16 protein-coding genes are annotated in these 17,656 nt (G+C 59.2%); 1 reads left to right on the top strand and 15 read right to left on the bottom strand.

Features of this window, described 5'->3' with window-relative positions:
• Positions 1 to 14: 14 nt before the first annotated feature.
• From ACO550_RS15975 to ACO550_RS15920, 12 genes are all read right to left on the bottom strand, one after another.
• On the bottom strand, positions 15 to 1,412 hold the full coding sequence (locus ACO550_RS15975) for an MmgE/PrpD family protein (RefSeq protein ID WP_315592808.1): 1,398 nt from the start codon (positions 1,410 to 1,412) through the stop codon (positions 15 to 17).
• Between the two features lie 57 nt (positions 1,413 to 1,469).
• The gene (locus ACO550_RS15970) at positions 1,470 to 2,456 is read right to left on the bottom strand and encodes a tripartite tricarboxylate transporter substrate-binding protein (RefSeq protein WP_315592807.1); all 987 of its coding nucleotides are present in this window, start codon (positions 2,454 to 2,456) and stop codon (positions 1,470 to 1,472) included.
• 26 nt (positions 2,457 to 2,482) lie between these two features.
• Positions 2,483 to 3,496, bottom strand: a complete 1,014-nt coding sequence (locus tag ACO550_RS15965; RefSeq protein WP_315592806.1) for an Ldh family oxidoreductase — start codon at positions 3,494 to 3,496, stop codon at positions 2,483 to 2,485.
• 43 nt (positions 3,497 to 3,539) lie between these two features.
• Entirely contained in the window at positions 3,540 to 4,559 is a 1,020-nt protein-coding gene (locus ACO550_RS15960; protein ID WP_315592805.1) for a tripartite tricarboxylate transporter substrate-binding protein, read from the bottom strand.
• A gap of 73 nt (positions 4,560 to 4,632) precedes the next feature.
• On the bottom strand, positions 4,633 to 4,878 hold the full coding sequence (locus tag ACO550_RS15955; protein WP_315592804.1) for a hypothetical protein: 246 nt from the start codon (positions 4,876 to 4,878) through the stop codon (positions 4,633 to 4,635).
• Between the two features lie 48 nt (positions 4,879 to 4,926).
• Positions 4,927 to 6,348: an FAD-dependent oxidoreductase gene (locus ACO550_RS15950; protein WP_315592803.1), complete on the bottom strand. Its 1,422-nt coding sequence runs from the start codon at positions 6,346 to 6,348 to the stop codon at positions 4,927 to 4,929.
• Between the two features lie 182 nt (positions 6,349 to 6,530).
• Positions 6,531 to 7,442 carry a LysR substrate-binding domain-containing protein gene (locus ACO550_RS15945; RefSeq protein ID WP_315592802.1) on the bottom strand — a complete coding sequence of 304 codons (912 nt, stop codon included), beginning with the start codon at positions 7,440 to 7,442 and terminating at the stop codon, positions 6,531 to 6,533.
• Between the two features lie 82 nt (positions 7,443 to 7,524).
• Entirely contained in the window at positions 7,525 to 8,874 is a 1,350-nt protein-coding gene (locus tag ACO550_RS15940) for an NAD(P)-binding domain-containing protein (protein WP_315592801.1), read from the bottom strand.
• 35 nt (positions 8,875 to 8,909) lie between these two features.
• The gene (locus ACO550_RS15935) at positions 8,910 to 9,887 is read right to left on the bottom strand and encodes a tripartite tricarboxylate transporter substrate-binding protein (RefSeq protein ID WP_315592800.1); all 978 of its coding nucleotides are present in this window, start codon (positions 9,885 to 9,887) and stop codon (positions 8,910 to 8,912) included.
• 39 nt (positions 9,888 to 9,926) lie between these two features.
• Positions 9,927 to 11,297 carry an MmgE/PrpD family protein gene (locus tag ACO550_RS15930; protein ID WP_315592799.1) on the bottom strand — a complete coding sequence of 457 codons (1,371 nt, stop codon included), beginning with the start codon at positions 11,295 to 11,297 and terminating at the stop codon, positions 9,927 to 9,929.
• The gene (locus tag ACO550_RS15925) at positions 11,297 to 12,262 is read right to left on the bottom strand and encodes a tripartite tricarboxylate transporter substrate-binding protein (protein ID WP_315592798.1); all 966 of its coding nucleotides are present in this window, start codon (positions 12,260 to 12,262) and stop codon (positions 11,297 to 11,299) included. The genes ACO550_RS15930 and ACO550_RS15925 overlap by 1 nt, the downstream gene beginning before the upstream one ends.
• Before the next feature lie 195 nt (positions 12,263 to 12,457).
• Entirely contained in the window at positions 12,458 to 13,885 is a 1,428-nt protein-coding gene (locus ACO550_RS15920; RefSeq protein ID WP_315592797.1) for an aldehyde dehydrogenase family protein, read from the bottom strand.
• Positions 13,886 to 14,078: 193 nt separating this feature from the next.
• On the opposite strand from ACO550_RS15920, the gene ACO550_RS15915 reads away from it, so the two are divergent.
• Entirely contained in the window at positions 14,079 to 14,384 is a 306-nt protein-coding gene (locus tag ACO550_RS15915) for a YciI family protein (RefSeq protein ID WP_315592796.1), read from the top strand.
• An 86-nt stretch (positions 14,385 to 14,470) separates the two neighbouring features.
• On the opposite strand, the gene ACO550_RS15910 is transcribed toward ACO550_RS15915, so the two are convergent.
• From ACO550_RS15910 to ACO550_RS15900, 3 genes are all read right to left on the bottom strand, one after another.
• Positions 14,471 to 15,550: a porin gene (locus tag ACO550_RS15910; RefSeq protein ID WP_315592894.1), complete on the bottom strand. Its 1,080-nt coding sequence runs from the start codon at positions 15,548 to 15,550 to the stop codon at positions 14,471 to 14,473.
• Between the two features lie 191 nt (positions 15,551 to 15,741).
• On the bottom strand, positions 15,742 to 16,569 hold the full coding sequence (locus ACO550_RS15905) for a glucose 1-dehydrogenase (protein WP_315592795.1): 828 nt from the start codon (positions 16,567 to 16,569) through the stop codon (positions 15,742 to 15,744).
• Positions 16,570 to 16,596: 27 nt separating this feature from the next.
• Positions 16,597 to 17,595, bottom strand: coding sequence for a Bug family tripartite tricarboxylate transporter substrate binding protein (locus ACO550_RS15900; RefSeq protein ID WP_315592794.1), 999 nt, complete (start codon positions 17,593 to 17,595; stop codon positions 16,597 to 16,599).
• Positions 17,596 to 17,656: the final 61 nt, after the last annotated feature.

Raw genomic sequence — 17,656 nt, 5'->3', positions numbered from 1 at the left:
GACTCCAGAGAAAACTAGGCGATTAACAGTTGGGTCAGCATACGAATCGACGGCAGCGTCTCCAGCCGGCACACGCTGTCGACCACCTCCTGCGCGGAAATCTGCAGCCCCGAAAGGCGAACCATACGCTTGAACTTCGCGATCCTCTCCGCTTCATCGCATGGATCGCCCGGGGTCCCATGCGCATCGCGCGTCGCAGCGGCGTGTACTTCACCATTCTTCAAGTGCACTTCCACACGGCAGGCAAACTGCCGTGGATAGACTTGTTCCGCGACCGGGTCGACTACAAGTTCAACGCGATTGGCGATACTCGCCCTCAGCGGGTCACGAATAGCCTCCGGTCCAAATGCCATTGGGTCGCCCGGGTCCCCAGTCAGCGCCAGGGCCGCACAGTATGGGATGCTGTACTGGGCATCCATGGTGTCGCTGACGTCGGCATTGGCGTTGTTCTGGACCGCAAACGCGCTCGTCGCAACCATAATCTTCTCCACGTGGTGAGGATCAATGCCAGCCGCTTCGCGCATTGCGAGCAGAAGCTGCACAACGCCTTGAATCCATCCGCAAATTGGATAGACCTTTACCCACACATCTTCGATTGCCCATCCGCTCCCAAGCTCCGCATCCAGCAACTCAGGCCGGGCTTTGCCGCCACCGAACGCGTCGAGCAAACCAAACCTCCCGTCAATCGCAGTGGCAGGCGCGGTAAAGCCGCGGCTTGCAAGCATCGCCATACGGACGCCCGCTTCAGCTGCCCTGCCGGCATGCATCCGCTTCACCATTCCGGCCGAGCCCATGGCGAAATTCTTGACACCCGATGCGCAAGAACATGCAAGCCCGGTCGCGTTCAGCACTTGATCGAGTGATAGTCGCATTGCCACGCTGGCGGCAAGCGCACCGGCAACCGGACCCACCACACTGGTCTTATGGAAGCCGCGCTGCGACGGCTCGGTACCCAGTGCCATGCTGATACGACCAGTCGCCTCGTATCCCGCCACGATAGCTCGAAGTATCTGTGCACCGGCCGCGTCGACAGCTTCGCCGGCAGCGAGAACCGCTGGAACGATGACCGCACCCGGATGAATCAGCGCTGCCGACAGCAGATCGTCGAGTTCAAAGCCGTGCATTGCCGTGCCGTTGCAGAGCGCGGCCTGGCTCGGGGCGACCTCGCCCGCGCCGCCCAGGATGGTAGAGAAGCCGCGAGATGCATCTGCGAGAACCTCCGCTGCCATGATCTTCCCCCAAGGCTGCCGTACGCCAAGCAGAGCACAACCGATAGCGTCCAGAAGACACCACCGGGCCTTCTCGATTGTGTCGCCCGGGGTTCCCTCACCCAAGGCATGAAGATACTCAATGAGGTGCCGCGCGTGGCCCGGGGCTGCTTCCTGTAGTGTCTTGCTGATGGGAATTGCCATGACGAATAGCCGGTTAGCCTTAAGTACGTAGAAAGTTGTCTGATCCTTCGGCGTGCACTATTGCAGAGCAATGTGCGCCGCTTTCACAACCGAACTCCATCGATCGGTGTCACGTCCGAGGAAAGCGCCCATTTCCGAACCATTTGAGCCGACTGGCTCGGCACCTTCGGCAATAAAACGCTCCTTGACGTCCGGCAACCGCATAATCCTGGAAAGCTCGTTGCTCAGCGTCTGCGCGATCTCTTTGGGCATTCCAGCTGGACCTACTACCCCATACCAGCCGCCCGTGTCGTAGCCAGGCACGCCCGCCTCTGCGATGGTCGGCACATCAGGCATAAGAGGCGATCTCTTTGCGCTGGTGATGGCGATTCCTTTCAGCTTCCCTGCCCGGATTAGCGGCAACGCCGTTGGAATGGTGGGGAACGAGATGTCTACATGCCCCCCGACCAGGTCGTTGATGGCGGGTCCGGAGCCTTTGTAGGGAACATGGTCCAGCCTGATATCCGCCATCACCTGCAGCAGGGCTCCGGAAAGGTGACCAGGAGAACCACTCCCGGCGGACGCCTGCGTAAGCGGAGCCGAGCGCGTCCGAGCCAGCTTGAGCAGCTCTGTCAGGTTATTCGCCTGTATGCCCGGATACGCAACCAGGACGTTGGGTACCATCGCGAGGAGCGAGATTGGCGTAAAGGCCTTGACCGGGTCATAGTGAACACCTTTCATCAGCAACGGATTGGTGGTGAGGCCGATCGAGGCGAGCATCAGCGTGTAGCCGTCTGCGCCCGCATGTGCGGTGGCGTCACTGGCAATCAGTCCGTTTGCGCCGGGCCGGTTCTCCACCACAACAGGCTGGCCTAGTGAGGCGGACAACTTTTGCGCAATGATGCGCGCAGCCACATCGGTAAAGCCTCCAGGCGCAAAGCCGACGAGAAGCTTCACGGGTCGACTGGGGTAACGGTCTTGAGCGAATGCGGCACCTGATTGAATTGCCGCCGTTAGTGCCAGCATCGTGACCAGCAGTTTTCTGCGTTTGACCAGTTTGGTCATGTCTCTCTCCGTACGGATGGAAAATCTCACTTCAACTGCTGAAGACGCTCCACTACAGTCTTGTTCACCAGAATGCCTTGCTGACGCCGGATCTCTCGCTCCCGGAACCCTCGCTCCGACGGGATCCGAATCTCCGAAGAATCCGCTCGGCGGGGCAGTCCCCTAACCATCGCCAACAACTCCTCCATTTGGTCCTTGAACTGTTCCGGCGGAATCAGCAGCTCTGGATTGAAGGCGACAAAGAGATAGCCGAAGTCGCTAACGTCACCGTTTCGAAACCTTGAGCCAGCCATCAAACCAAGTGTCTGGATAGCGAGGGAGAGGCCGTAGCCCTTGTGACCACCGAACGGAAAGACACCACCTTCCAGAAGATCGCGGGCAACGCGTGTAGGCTCGCCATCTTTGTCTATACCCACGACATCGTGGAATTCCTCTCCAAGAAAGGCCTTCATCAGGACCTCCCCCGACATGGCCGAAGCGGTTCCCATATCGAAGACGAAAGGATCCACGCTACCCGGGAGCGCAATGGCCATCGGGTTGGTTCCCAACGCCTTGCGCAGCGCGCCCGGTGGAACAACGGTGGGGCTGCTGCTGCCGAAGTAGATAGCGGCAAACCCCGCCCGGGCGATCTTCTCCAGGTAATATGCGTTGCGCCCGGCAAACCAGCTGTTTCTCAATCCGACAATGGCCACGCCGGCACTGCGAACCTTCTCGATGACAACATCCACCGCGTGGTTCAGGGAGATGTAGCCAACGTTATTCCCGCCGTCCAACAGCGCGGAAACCGGGGACTCCCTTACGATCGACACAGGGACGCGTGGTCTCTTCAATTCTGGCCTTTCTGCGATGACCAGAATTCGCGGTAGACCGGCGAACTCATAGCCCCACATCGATGCGTCAATCAGGTGGCTGGCGATGACGCCAGCCTCTTCAGGCGTGTATCCAATCCTGACCAGTGCGTCAACGCCGAGTTCGTAAGCGTCGCTCACGGTAAGTCGGATTGAGTTGTCGTTATCCGGGTCCAGCAGCTTCTCGTTCATGGCCTCAAATCCAGGATGTTGAATGGTATGCAGCGGTACTTCCCTACTCCACATGGAGATCGATTCTCTTTACGATAGGTTTCCATTTCTCAAGCTCATTCGTGATGAACTGCGAGAATGCAGCGGGTTCTCCGCCGACCGTCTCGTAGCCAGCGTCGATCAGTTGCTCTCGAACTTTCGGATCTCGCAGCGTCTTGTTGAAGGCCAGGTTCAGGGCGGCAACTACATCCGCGGGCGTTCCAGCAGGAACCAGCACGCCGTTCCAGGAACTCACGTTGAAATTTGGCACCCCTGATTCGGCGATGGTTGGCACGTCAGGCAAGACGCTGGTCCGCTTGGCGACGGTAACGCCCAGCGCCCTGAGCTTCCCAGCGGTGATGTGCGGCTTGAGTACAACAGGAACGCCAATGAGCGCGTCAATCTCCCCGGACAGAACCGCCGACAAAGCCGGGCCGCCGCCGCGATAGGGAACGTGAAGCATGTTTGCGCCTGTCCTTGACGCGAACAGCTCGCCGCCGAGATGTCCAAGGGACCCTGGCGCTGCCGATCCGTATGTAATTTGCCGCGTCTTCGATAGCTCGATGAATTCCCGGATGTTGCGCACCGGCAAGTTCGCGTTGACGACCAGTACCTGCGGCACCATCGTCAGGAAGATCACGGGCACAAATTCGCTTTGTGCGAATGGCATCTTCCTGAATACAAGCGGATTGATCGAATGTGTCGCCGAGTAAGCGAATGTCATCGTGTAGCCATCCGGATTGGCTCGCGCTCCGGCCGATGCTCCGATGTTCCCGGCCGCACCGCTGCGATTTTCGATGACCACAGGTTGTCCCATGAGCTGACCCAGCCGCGCTTGAAGCATGCGGGCGAGAAGATCTGCGCCGCCGCCCGGAGGCCATGGCACGATCCATCGTAAGGGTCGATCTGGATAGACCTGCGCATCGGCTTCTTTCGAAGCGAGGCCTCCCAGGAGACCCGCCAGCATTCCGGCCAGCACCATCGACCGACGTTTTTCTAGCGAGACACCTGAAGACGCAGGTACTTGCGATACGACATCTTTCATCTGAGTTCACCCCGCCAACTTACCTATCAGCACTACCAGGCCTCACGCGAACTTCCACGCGCATGCGCGTAGCTCACTTTGGAAGCATTGCATCCGCCACGAGCCTGACGAGGTCAACGTAACTGCGCATGATCAGGTACCCAAAGGCACCGCCGATGACACCGCCGGCAATCGGAGCTGGGGATCGACCAATGGCCCAGAACCAGATCCCGATGATCGGCATACTTAGCGCCAGCAAGAGCGCTATCGTGTTGCCATGCCTGACCAGGAAATGGAGGGCCGGGAACGTTGGTTCAGCATGCTTGATATGTGTACTCATGGCCTTACTCCAGCGATTTGGAAAAGTGGCGTTGGAACTGACTTGAATTCAGGGAGCTGTCAGGCTCGCCGCAATTGTGTTTGCGGCGCGCAGAGCGAAGACCGCCGACCGGCTGAGGCCACCGATGTATGCAACCTTTGGAAGATCTCCGCCGCCCTCGATTCCGCCTGTCGTGCAGCCAGCCGCGTAAAGGTTCGAAATCGGACAATTAGCGCTGCCAAGAACGCGACCCGCAGCGTCGGTCGCAATTCCGCCCATCGTGTACGTGATTCCGGCACATAGCTTCACCGCATGGAAAGGAGCGGTGTGGATGGGCCACGCCTGGTAGACGTCTGTACTACGCCGCGGCCAAAGATCGCCCACTGACCCAGCGTCAATGGCAGCGTTGTACTGCGCCACGGTTTCCGCCAATCCGCCTGCGGGCAAACCGGCCTTTTGCGCCAGATCCGTTAAGTCTGACGACGTATAAACTGTGCCTCCACCAGAAACCAGCGTGGGGTTGGCGGAGATCAAGTACTCCCGCCCCGGGCCGTTCCAGATGTCTGCGTCGAAGATGACCGTCGCATCCAGAGGATCAGGCTGTGTCGCGATGGTGTTTGCCATCGTTACACCGCCCAGGCCTTCATCCATGAAACGTCGCCCTGACCGGTCGACCACAATACCGGCGGCGCAAACGAAATCGAGCGTGGGGAATGGCGAGAGATCATCGTTGCACATCGCGTCCTGTGCCAGCACATGCCCATAGAAGCGATCCAGTCCAACGAGTTGGGCGCCAACTTCCTGCGCCATACGCAACCCGTCGCCACAGCCGGTCTGAGCGTTTCGTTGCTTAAGCTTCTCCGGTGCGGGCGTAATATGCTCGCGCAGCAGTTCGTGATTGGCGTGGAAACCTCCGTCGCAAATCACAACCGCCCTGGCATTGACGCTGACAGGCACGGAAGATCGCTGCGCCAGGAAGCCAACACATTGCTCTCCCACCATCGTCAAGCGCTCTGCGCGAGTTCCGTAGAGGGCAGTTCCACCGCTCGCCTCAAAGCTGGCCGTCAGGGTTCGTAGCAGCACATCACCGCCCCGCCCTTTCCAGTAAGTGCGCCCCCGCGTCGCGATTGGCGGTGCCAGCGTATGTTTGCGGTATGGCTCGGCCCCAACCTTGATGAACCGCACGCCGTGCCGCTGAAGCCATCGCGTTGCGTCTCCCACGTCGTGCGCGAGAGCCTTGGCAAGACCCGTTTCCACTGAATTGCCCGCTCTACCAACAATGGCGTCGAGAAGCACCTCGGGATCCTCGTCCACGTCCCGGTGTGCCACATGGAACGCTCCGCCGGCCATCCGGGTATTGCACGGGTAACTACCGTGCTCACCTTTCTCAACTACCATTGTTGCGAACCCTTGCTCCGCGAGCCGTAGAGCGACCGTCAGTCCGGCGATTCCTGCACCGATGACCGCAACCTCCGTATTGATGACCTCCATGTCCACTCCAGTACCTGACTAAACTTCTGATGGCACTTCTGGCGCTGGCCCCTTTCCTGGGCTTGGGGGCCAGCGAACTGATGAATGGATTCTATGGAGGTGGCAACCGCATGATCACGCCCAACCTTTAAGTACTTTCAAGTACGATTTGAAGATCAACCAGCAATCCCGGGCTTGGCCCGCTACCGCTGCTGAAGGTCCGGGTGTTGGCTAAGAACGTCGTACAGAAAGTCGGCCGTGGCCCGAATCTTCCGAGGCACCTGATGGCGTTGCTGCATATAGATGGAGTAGCTCAGTTCCCCCTCAACCTGTCCGTCCATCACCGTCTCCAGCCTGCCCGAGCGCAGATATGGCATCACACGATAGAGCGTAAGGAATCCGATTCCGACGCCGCACAGCATGGCCTCGATCAGGCTGTCACCATCGTTTGTGACAAGCGACGGCTGCCCTTCACTCACCAGGATTTCGTCGCCGAAGCGAAGGCGCCATGGCCGAATGGCATTCGTCACCCAGCTCCGCAAATCGATCCGCCGGTGGCGCTTCAGATCGTCGATGGTCGTAGGTCTGCCATGTCGTTGCAGGTAGGCTGGCGAGGCACAAAGAACGAACGGCGACGTGACTACACGTCGTGCTATGAGTCTCGTGTCTGGCAGGGGGTGAGGAAGGATGCCGACGTCAATGCCCTCAGCAACGACATCCGGAATCCGGTTCTGGGCCACCAGATCGATCGACAGGCGCGGAAATTTCTCCAGAAACGATCCGAGAGCCGGTGCGATAAAGCGGGCTGCCATACCGACAGGCGCAGCAACCTTGACGGTGCCAAACACCTCCGCGGACGCGTCACGCATGCGCTCGACCTCGCTGTCGATTGCTTCAAGCGCGTCAACGCAAGTCCGGTAGAAACTGGATCCCTCTTCGGTCAGGCTAACTCGACGCGTGCTGCGATTAAGAAGTCGAACGCCAACCCATTCCTCGACTTGCTTGATATGCAAGCTCGCGGCTTGGGGAGTGATCTCCAACTCCCGAGCAGCCCGGCTCAGGTTTCCGGTCTGTACGACACGAATGAAGGTGTTGATACCCCTGACGCTCTCCATGCTGCACCTCCGACACGAGCAAACCTGGGCGGGACGGTCAGGGGTTCGGCTGCGGGTATCCACCCCGACGCCGAGACGTCAGTCACTTGCGCGACAGCCCATATGCCCGACCGAGCTCATCGATGTTCGAGTCCGGGCCGATCTCCTTGATCAGCGCCTCGACCCGGCTTCTGACTGCGTTCGCAATAAACATGGGAGCGCCGAATGATGCCGCCAGCTCCGAGACCAGGCGGAGGTCCTTATGGAACAGCCTTGAGCTGATGATGGCGGTGGGAACCCCCGTGCGCTCGGCATCCGCAATGCGTTGGATCGCCGCCGTCCACGCATCGGTGCCCTTCGTCTGTTCCAGGAGGTCTGGCAGGCTGATGCCCAAGCGCCGGGCCAGCGCAATGGTCTCGTAGCAGATAAATCTGTTGCAGGCGCCGGTTGCGTTCTTCACAAGCTTCGCTGTTTGCCCACTACCGGCCGGGCCGAAGTAGATGCTGCGGCCCATTGTTTGCAGAAGCCCATGCACCTTTGCATAGTCCTCCTCGGAGCCGCCACAGAGCGCAAGAAGGGTTCCGTTGTCAGCACTGCCTGGCCCTCCGGCGACAGGCGCATCGACGAAACCAACGCCCATCCGGTTGAGCGTCTGAGACAATGAACGCGCATCGGATGGGCTTCCGGTCGTTTGGTCGATCACTACTTTCCCTGGCGAAAGACCCTTTAGCATCCCGCTCTCGCCAAGCAGGATCTGCTTTACGTGCTCCGACGTTGGGACACAGAGCATGATGACGTCGCTATCACGCGCGAGCGATGCCATGTCGGCCGCAGCTACTGCCCCTTCCTGCACTTGCTCATCCATCCGCTCTCGGACTACATCGAAGACAAAGAGCCGATCTGCGGCTGTGCGGGCTCGCCGAGCCAACGCGGAACCCATTGCGCCGAGGCCAACATAGCCAATCCTGGGCTTTCGCGTGCGCACGTTGTCTTCGGGAAGCACTGCGTGCGGCGCACGCTCATATGCATCCTTGCCGAGGTTCGCCATTGACGCGATGAGCGCCAACAGACTGTCCAGGCGCGCATCTACTCCAAACGTCTTGATACCAGTCGTAAGTAGTCCACTGGCAATGGCTGCGAGCGGGAGAGAAACGTGGTGTCGTTCCGACAGTTGGATCGCACTTCGAACGCCATTGGACAGCTCCGATAGTAGCGGCCCCTCGAATCCGGGTCTTTTACCGGCAAGTCCTGCCAGCCGTTGCTCCGTGAATCGACTTCTTCCGCTGCTCCCATTGATCGCGTCGAGCATCGGGGACAGTGCGAGCCCGGCCTTGAGGCCCATCGCTATGACTTCGAGCGTCATCAGGCTGCACAACGAGAACATCGTTGCCGCAATCGCCTTGCTTGCCTCGGCGTCAGCAGAACCTGTTCCTTGACTTGATCCCTGCAACACGTCACAACTCCTTTCCGTCCGACGCCATCCTCGGCTCACTGCTTTTGAATGTTCAGCTTTTCAATCAAAGCCGTCGTGTCCGCCACATCTTTACGAACGAAAGACGTAAACTCGGCAGGATTCTTGAAGTACGGCTCAGTCCCATCTGCCTGAAGCCTCTCGGTCACCTGTGGATCCTTCATCGTCTTTGCCAGGGCCACCGAGATCTTCTCGACCACATCTCGCGGCGTACCGGCGGGCGCGAAAAGCCCCAGCCAGTAGTAGTAGCTGAACCCTGGCAAGCCTTGCTCCGCGACGGTTGGCACGTTCGGAAGAAGCTTCAGACGTTCCTGCGATGTGACCGCCAGCGCCTTTAGCTTTCCGCCAAGGAGATTGGACGAGCTGCTGCCATACGCATCCACCATGAAGCTCACGCGCCCCGCAATCACGTCCGGCATCGCGGCTCCATTTCCCTTGTACGGGATATGGAGCATCTGCACGCCCGCCTGCTTCAGCATCATTTCCGCCGCGATATGCGTCGTCGTTCCGACGCCCGCCGATGCATAGCTGATTGCGCCGCGGCTGGCCTTTGCATTCTTGAATACATCGGCCATGGTTTTGTACTCGGTCGCCGCACCAGTAACCACCACGGCCGGCGAACGGACCATCGAGCCCACGGACACAAAGTCCTTCATCGCGTCAATGCCAGTCTCCCGGGAGAGCGCGTGCTGGATCGACAGCGTTCCTCCGGTAGACATCAAGGTGTACCCATCAGGAGCCTCCGCCTTGGTATAGCGGATACCGACCAACCCACCACCGCCCGGCCTGTTCTCGACCACCACGGGCTGACCGAGCTCCTGACCAAGCCGCTGGGCAACGATCCGGGTTGTGATATCGCCCCATCCACCCGCTGAGACGGGAACAACCACCTTGATGGGGCGCGAAGGATATGGGTCAGTCGCGTGCGCGAGAGGAAGCGTACACAGCGCTACGGTGAACAGCGCAGCCTGCCGCAGTTTGTTAATGTTTGTCATTTTGTCTCCTGTAATGTTGTCTGGCCGTACGCGTGCCCGCTACGCCCTGCCCGGCCAAAGGGTATCGATGAGTCTCCGCACATCCGGGAGCTTCTCCAATGCGCGGATGACTTCGAAAGACTCCGATATCTGCTGTTTAGCCACGCCGCCGTGCGGCATCAGGGCTTGGTACTTGCTCTCGATTTCAAGCCAGGTAATCCCGCGCAAAGCGGCGCCCTTCGGGTATCGGACGTGCTCTTCGATAATCTGCCCGGCGACAGCTTCGATACGAACAATCGCGCCGCTCTTGTATTTGGCTTTGTCCGCAACGTCTGCGTCTTCACGGAAGACTTTGTCGAAGAGCGAGCGGATTCTGGGATCCTGAATCTTTTCGGGGAATGCATGCTCCCAGCTATAGTCGCGATCCGCAGCGCCTGCGGCCGCGAAGTAGAACGGGCTGTGTGCGATGCCGATAAGGTCTGTCGGATGCTTTGGCCCAGGGAACGGATAGTCCGGAAGCGTAAACTCGATCTTCCGAATATCCGCCACATCCAGATTGCCTCGGCGCGCGGCATTCGCAGCGGCTTCCGCGACGGCGTGGAAGGGAGAGCCGCCTGGCACCAGTTTGATACCGAGCTCGGTCAGGATGCACCATTTATCAGCGAGTTCACTGATTACTTCCGCGGCTTGTGGGTTCACGCCAAGGGTTTCGAAGAAGCCCCGCTTCATCTCGAACGTGGCAAGTTCGGCGGTGTACCCCAGCTGAGCGGCCAGCGCGCTGTTGACACCCATCATTGCGGCGTTCCCCGCGTGATACTCCCTGGCCAGGCTGGTTGCTGCCGCGGCATGCAGGCCCCCCATCGAGGTCGCAGCCAATGCAAGCGCGTGCGCTGCGGCTTCCGCATCGAGTTTCAGGAGTCGAGCCGCGGCGGCGGCTGCAGCAAAGGTGGCGACCACGCAGCCATGGAAGCCCTTTCGCTGCAACCCACCAATCATGGCGGTGTTGATGTTCCCGGCAACTTCATAGCCGAGGACGACCGCGGCAACGACTTCCGCGCCCGTCGCACCCACCTGCTCGCCGATTGCAAGCGCCGCTGCGCAGGCTTGCGTTCCGCTGTGAACGATATTCCTGAGATCGCTGTCATCGGATGCCGCGGCATCGCTCATGAGGGCGTTGATGCGCGCTGCGGCAACCGCTGGAATGGGTTCCCAGCTTCCAAACCAGGCCGTCGACTCCGGATTACCTCCCCGAGCAACTTCCAACGTGCGAATGATCTTGCTCGACTCCAGTGTGGATCCGAGAGCGGCACTTGCCAGGGTACTGGCAATCAGCATCTTGCCGTACTCGACGGCTTCGGCCGGGATTCTCTCGTACTGGGTCGCCGCGATGAATTCACCGTAGCGGAGGGAAAGCGTAGCGTTCTTCATCATCAATCCATTGTGATGTTGCTTTGTTTGGCGACATCGCCCCATCGACGCGTCTCTTTCACGAGGAACTGCTGGAATGCGTCCGGGGTCGTCACCTGAGGTGTGAGTGCGATCTTGTCGAGAGCGCTGATGACTTCGGGCTGCGCCATCACGTTCGCCACCTGCTTGCTTAGGTCAGCGGCCTCTTGCGCCGAAAGACCGGCAGGCGCAACCAGTCCTTGCCAACTCGTCATGACGAAGTCACCGCCGATCTTCTCTTCAATGGTCGGAACGTCGGAAAGTTGCTCCACACGCTTCTGGCTGGTTACCGCCAGCAAACGGAGCTTTCCTGCCTTCACACCCATGAATGCACCGGGCAGAGTGAGCATGGCCACATCCACTTGCTTCCCCATCAAGGCAGTAACGAGGGCGTTTGCAGAGGTAAAGGGAACGTGGGTCATCTTCATACCGAGACGGTTCTTCAACAGTTCCATGCCCAGATGATTCCCCTGTCCGATGCCGGACGAGCCATAGTTAAGCGATCCAGGTAGAGCCTTGGCCGTCTTCTCCAGGTCGGCGAGACTTGTCATGCTGGAGTCGGCCGGCACCGCCACCACAAACGCCGATTCGGCCAGTTTTGCGATCGGCGTGAAGTCTTTTAGCGGGTCGTAACCCACTTTCTTGTAGACGTGAACGTTGCTGGTGTGGCTAGTGGAGACGACGAGCAAGGTGTGCCCGTCCGGCTTTGCCTGGGCAACCTGAACTGTTGCGATGTTTCCGCCAGCGCCCGGACGGTTTTCAACGATGTAGGTCCGCTTCTGCTTGACGCCCAGCTTCTCAGCCAGGATGCGAGCCAGCACGTCGAGGTTTCCCCCGGGTGCGGATGCGACAACGATGCGTGTGGGTGCGCTCCCAGAGTCCGCCATTGCTCCGAGTGCGGAAAAGCAGATTCCAGCAAGAATCAGCTGTCGCCAAATTTTGTTCGCCACCTTTGTCTCCTACATTGCTAGTGGATCGCACCACGTAAGCCTGGTGGTTCGATCCCTGCCCGTTTCGTTGGGGCGCCGGAGTAATCTGAGTGCGGGGTTGTCCGACTCGGTTCTTTGAAAAAGGCGCGCAAGAGCGGCCAGGAAAGGACCGACTTCTTGCGCAAAGGAGACCACCACCTCGAATCGGTTGGGTGCCTAGTTGCCCGGGACAAAGCCCAGAAGAGCCTTGGTTTCCAGGTACTCCTCCAGACCAAAGACACCCATCTCCCGGCCGTTGCCTGACTGACCGTATCCGCCCATCGGCGCAACATAGTTGGATGCCGCGCCGTTATAGAAGATGCGGCCGGCGCGCATCCGCGCCGCAAGCTTGCGAGCACGTCCACTATCCGCGGAAAAGATGTAGCCGCCCAAGCCGTACTTCGTACCATTTGCGATGGCCACGGCATCGTCCTCAGTGCGGTAGGTAATCACCGACAGCACCGGGCCGAAGATCTCTTCCTGTGCGATAGTCATGTCCGGCCGCACATCTGCGAAGATCGTTGGCTGGATGAAGTAGCCTCGATCGAGGCCTTCCGGTCGGCCGACTCCACCGCATACCAATCGCGCTCCCTCTTCGATTCCACGTTCGATGTAGCTTTGCACCCGTTCGAACTGCGGCCGGTTCACGACGGGACCGACCGTTGTATCGGGGCTCTGCGGATCGCCCACCCGCACCTTTTTCGCCTCGCCTTGAAGCAACTTGATGAACTGTTCGGCCTGACTCTCGTGCACCAGGATTCGGGTCGGCGAATGGCAAGATTGACCGGTGTTCGAGAACCCTCGGCTAACGTTGTAACGGGCCGCGGCTTCAAGGTCGGCATCCTCAAGCACGATGTTTGCCGACTTGCCGCCAAGTTCCTGACATACGCGCTTGACGGTGTCCGCGGCCGACTGGGCTACCAAGATGCCAGCGCGTGTTGAGCCAGTGAAGGAAACCATGTCGACGTCGGGATGACGCGTCAACGCTTCGCCTACGGTCGGACCGTCGCCGTTGATGATGTTGACGACGCCAGCCGGCACCCCTGCGGCGTGCAATACCTCAGCAAGCAAGAGCGCGTCGACTGGCGTGTACTCGCTTGGCTTTACCACCACGGTGCAACCAGCAGCGATCGCGGAGGCGAGCTTCCCGCACAGTAGTTGCAGCGGCCAGTTCCAGGCCGTAATCAAGGCGCAAACACCAATTGGCTCGCGCAAAATCACGTTGTCCCCCATACGACTCTCGAAGTCGTACTCACGCAGCGTAATGATGGCTTGCTTGAAAGCCTGGAGCGCGGTGCTCGTTTGGCCGGTAAGAGAAAGCGGCGCGCCCATCTCTTCGGAAATGGCGCTCATGAGGTCAGACTGCCGTGACGCGAAGACTTCAACGATCCGCTCGAGCAGCGCTATACGTTCTGCCTTGGTTGTCACGCTGAAGGATTCGAATGCTTTTCGCGCAGCTGCCACTGCGCGATCGACGTCTTCGACCTCGCCTAACCGTACCGTCGCGAACGGCGCTTCAGTGGCCGGATTGACCAGCTCAAAGCTGCGGGTGCCTACAGGCTCAACCCACTCTCCCCCAATGTAGAACCTATCAAACGTCTTCATACCTTCCTCTAGCTGAATAGAAACTCTTCGAATCTTTCAAACGCGGCTTGCCGACTACCTTAACCATACTCTACATTGGTTCCGTTGTACAATTCGCGTTCCGGTGCTTGAAACCGGAAAATCAAACTTTCAGATCCGGCTGGCGACAGTGCGTGGTGTCGGTCACAGGCGGTTCCCTACATCAGGAGACGTTATGCTTTGCATCGTGTTTTGCAGCGACCGTGAAGGATCAGCGGAGCTTCGCAAAGAACTTCAAGCGGTTCATCGGAGCTACTTGAGCGATTGGAACGACTGCATTTGCTTCTCGGGACCACAACAGCACGAATTCGGGGATGCCTTCGTAGGAAGCGTGTTCTTGCTTAATGTGGACACCTACCAACGCGCCGTGGACTTCATTCAAAACGAGCCATACAACGCTGCGGGAGTGTTCGCGAACGTGACGGTGCGTCGCCTGAGCAAGGGCAGGTTCAACCCCGCCCTATTCGACACGCTCAAGTAGCTTCCTGCTTTGTCAGGCGTGGCCTCATATGTCCAGTGGAGGCTCGTACGATCCGCCCAGCGGTACGAGCCCACTACTTCCTGGTGTTAGAACTTATGCCGAATGCCAAGCACCGCGCCGAACTGGTTGGCGCTGCCGGCCACCGTGCCGAAGCTTCCCAAGCCTAGCGTTGAGCCGTTCTTGTTCTTCGTGTACCCCACATTCAGGTATGCGTCGGTGCGCTTCGACAGTGAATAGTCACCGGAAAGGACGAAGAACCAGGGATCAGCATTCGTGTTCGCAAAGTCCTGGTAGTACGCGGCGGCTACAAGCATGAGGGGCGGCGTAACCTGGTACCGAACACCAGTCCAGTATTGATTGGAGCGCTGATTCGACGCGGCCGGAGCGCCCGGCAGCAGCGCACCGTCGTAAGCCTTGGCCCAACGATATCCGGCAAAGAACGTTGCATTGCCGACGGCGAAGTTCCCGCCGACTACCGCGCGGCGGGTCGTAGCATCCGGCGTCGCCGTCGTTGTTCCCGTGTTGATCTCGTCATACGCGGCCGTGACTTCCCAGTTGTTGCCCGTGTATGTCAGGCTGCCACCCATCTCCCGGCCAATTTTTGGGCTACCTGGCACTTCGCTGCCGTTGGTGCGCGTGCTATCGGCCCCAAAGCTGTACATGGCTTTGGTAGTCAGACCACCGAATGTCCCCACGTACTTCACCGTATTGTCGGCGCGAGCGGAAAATTGAGCGTCTTGCACAAGGATCGAGTACTTCGATGCGATCCACATCGGGTCCACAGTCCCGAAGATGTCATAGAGGCTGTTGGTTTGACGGCCAAGCGTCAGCACACCCCAGGCGCCCTGCAAGCCGACGTATGCGGAGCGGCCAAACAGTCGATTGTTCTGCGCTGAGCGACCAGTGTCGGATTCGAAACCACTTTCCAGTACGAACAGTGATTTCAGTCCACCACCCAGATCTTCGGTGCCGCGCAAGCCCCAGCGGGACCCCGCCATATTGCCTGCGGTCATCCGGACTACGCTGTTGTTGCCACCGGGTTGATGATTTTGGTACTCGATCCCGGTGTCCACCACACCATACAGCGTGACATTGGATTGCCCGTAGGCGCTTCCCGCACAAACCGATGCCACGCCGGCGAACCAAACAAGTGCCTTGCTTCTCATGTCTCCTCCTTTAGGGGTTCTTTTACTTAAATCGTCATCGCAGTACTTCGTCGTTCTGCCGGTTCCAAGTTCCACTTATCAGAACGCATTTCATTTTTGTTTTGGCCAAAAAAAATGTGGGTTCGTCCCGAGGAGCGTGACGGCTCCTCACGGCGGTGTTATCGCTCGTTCGGGATGATCCGGGGCCAGGCCTAGATGCGGTTCAGGATTCTTCCGCCGTCGACAAGAAGCGACACGCCTGTAATGAAGTTGGCTTCGTCGGAGGCCAGGAATAGCGCGGCATTCGCAACGTCCCAGCCGGTACCTTGCCGCCCAAGCGGTACCTTCGCATTGCGTTCCGCAGTCACCTGCTCGCGCGACTGCCCCCATTCCTTTACGCGTGTATCGACTGCCATTGGCGTGGCAATAAGGCCAGGCAGCACGCAGTTGGCTCGAATCCCGAACGGTGCATTCTGAAGCGCCAACTGTTCTGTAAACGCAACCACTCCAGCTTTGGACGCCTTGTAAGCTACGTAGGGATACTTCCCGACTGCCGCCGACGATGACACGTTGATGATCGCGCCGCCTCCTTGTTGGCGCATGATTGCCACCGCGTGCTTACATGCAAACACGGTGCCCCGGAGGTTGATCCGGCAGATATTGTCGAACCCTTCTTCGGTGATCTCCATCAGATCCCTGTCTCCGCCAGCAATGCTGACGCCAACGTTGTTATGAAGCACGTCAAGGGAACCCCAACGTTGCACTGCTTCCTTCATGACCCGCGCGAGATCTTCCTCGCGCGTCACGTCTGCGGAAGCGGCGACACACTCAAAGCCTTCCGCAAGAATCAGCGATGCGGTCTCTTCGGCCGACTCGAGGTTCCGATCAACCGCTACGACTCTTGCGCCTTCTCGTGCAAACCGGATCGCCGCTGCGCGCCCGTTTCCCACACCTTCTCCCGGACTCTGGCCAGCCCCGATCACGACGGCTACCTTGCCTTTCAATCGCTCACCCGCGATGTTGGCGTTGGCAGTTGACATTTGCGCTTCCATTTCCTCTCCTGACTTTTAGCTCGCACCACTCACCAACTTGCCGAATTGACGCCACCGCGTGATGTCATCCTGGACCTGTTTGCGAAACGCCTGAGGGGTGCTGGTTCCTGGTTCCGCATACAGCTTGTCTCGCACTTGTGCAGCGACGTCGGGCGAAGAGGAAACACGATTGATTGCCTGGTTCAACTTCGCCACGGCACCATCTGGCATGCCAACGGGTCCGACGATCCCGTAGTATGTGTACGGGTCCAGGCCTTCGAATCCCTTCAGTCCGGCTTCAGACACGCTTGCCACATCCGGGATAGCCTTGACTCGACGTGTTCCCGTTACCGCCAACGCCCGAACCTTCCCGCCGGATAGCGCCGTAACTGCGCCCTGGACCGGCGCAATGCCGACTTGCACAGACCCGGTGTACATCGCTTGCACAATGTCGGCGTCTGCCTTGTACGGCACGTGCGTCATGGTCATGCCGGACACCTTGCTCATGTACTCGCCCGCCAGATGACTTGCCGAACCAATACCCGAAGAACCGAAGTTCAGCTGCCCTGGATGCTTCGACGCGTAGGTAACCAGGTCTCGCAACGACGTGGCTTGAACGTCCTTGTTTACGATGATGACGCCCTGCGCGGTTCCCACCAGTCCTACAAACGTGAAGTCTTTGACCGGGTCGTAGGGCAAGTCATTGCGCACGCCTGGACTCTGGGATAGCGCGCTTCCAGTCCCCATGTACAACGTGTACCCGTCAGGCGTGGCCGCCTTGAGCGACCGAATTGCCACGATCTGCCCCGCGCCAGGCTTGTTCTCCACCACTACAGGGGTCTTGAGTTCAATCGAAAGCTTCTGCGCATAGAACCGGGCAATGGCGTCCGTTGTGCCACCGGCGGCGAATCCGACCAATAGCCGGATTGGCCTTGATGGATATGAGTCAGCAAGCGCCGGCATGCTGATGGCAGCCAACGCCGACAGCAGCAGCGCCCTGCGCATGGCGGACGCAATGCCGGTTGAATGTTGCATGGATTTCATTTTCGTTCCTCAGAAAAGTTCCGTTCCCACAAGTCTCGGCAGATGCTCGGCT

The organism is Cupriavidus sp., from assembly GCF_057315035.1.
This window is presented reverse-complemented; position numbering and strand designations above follow the sequence as displayed.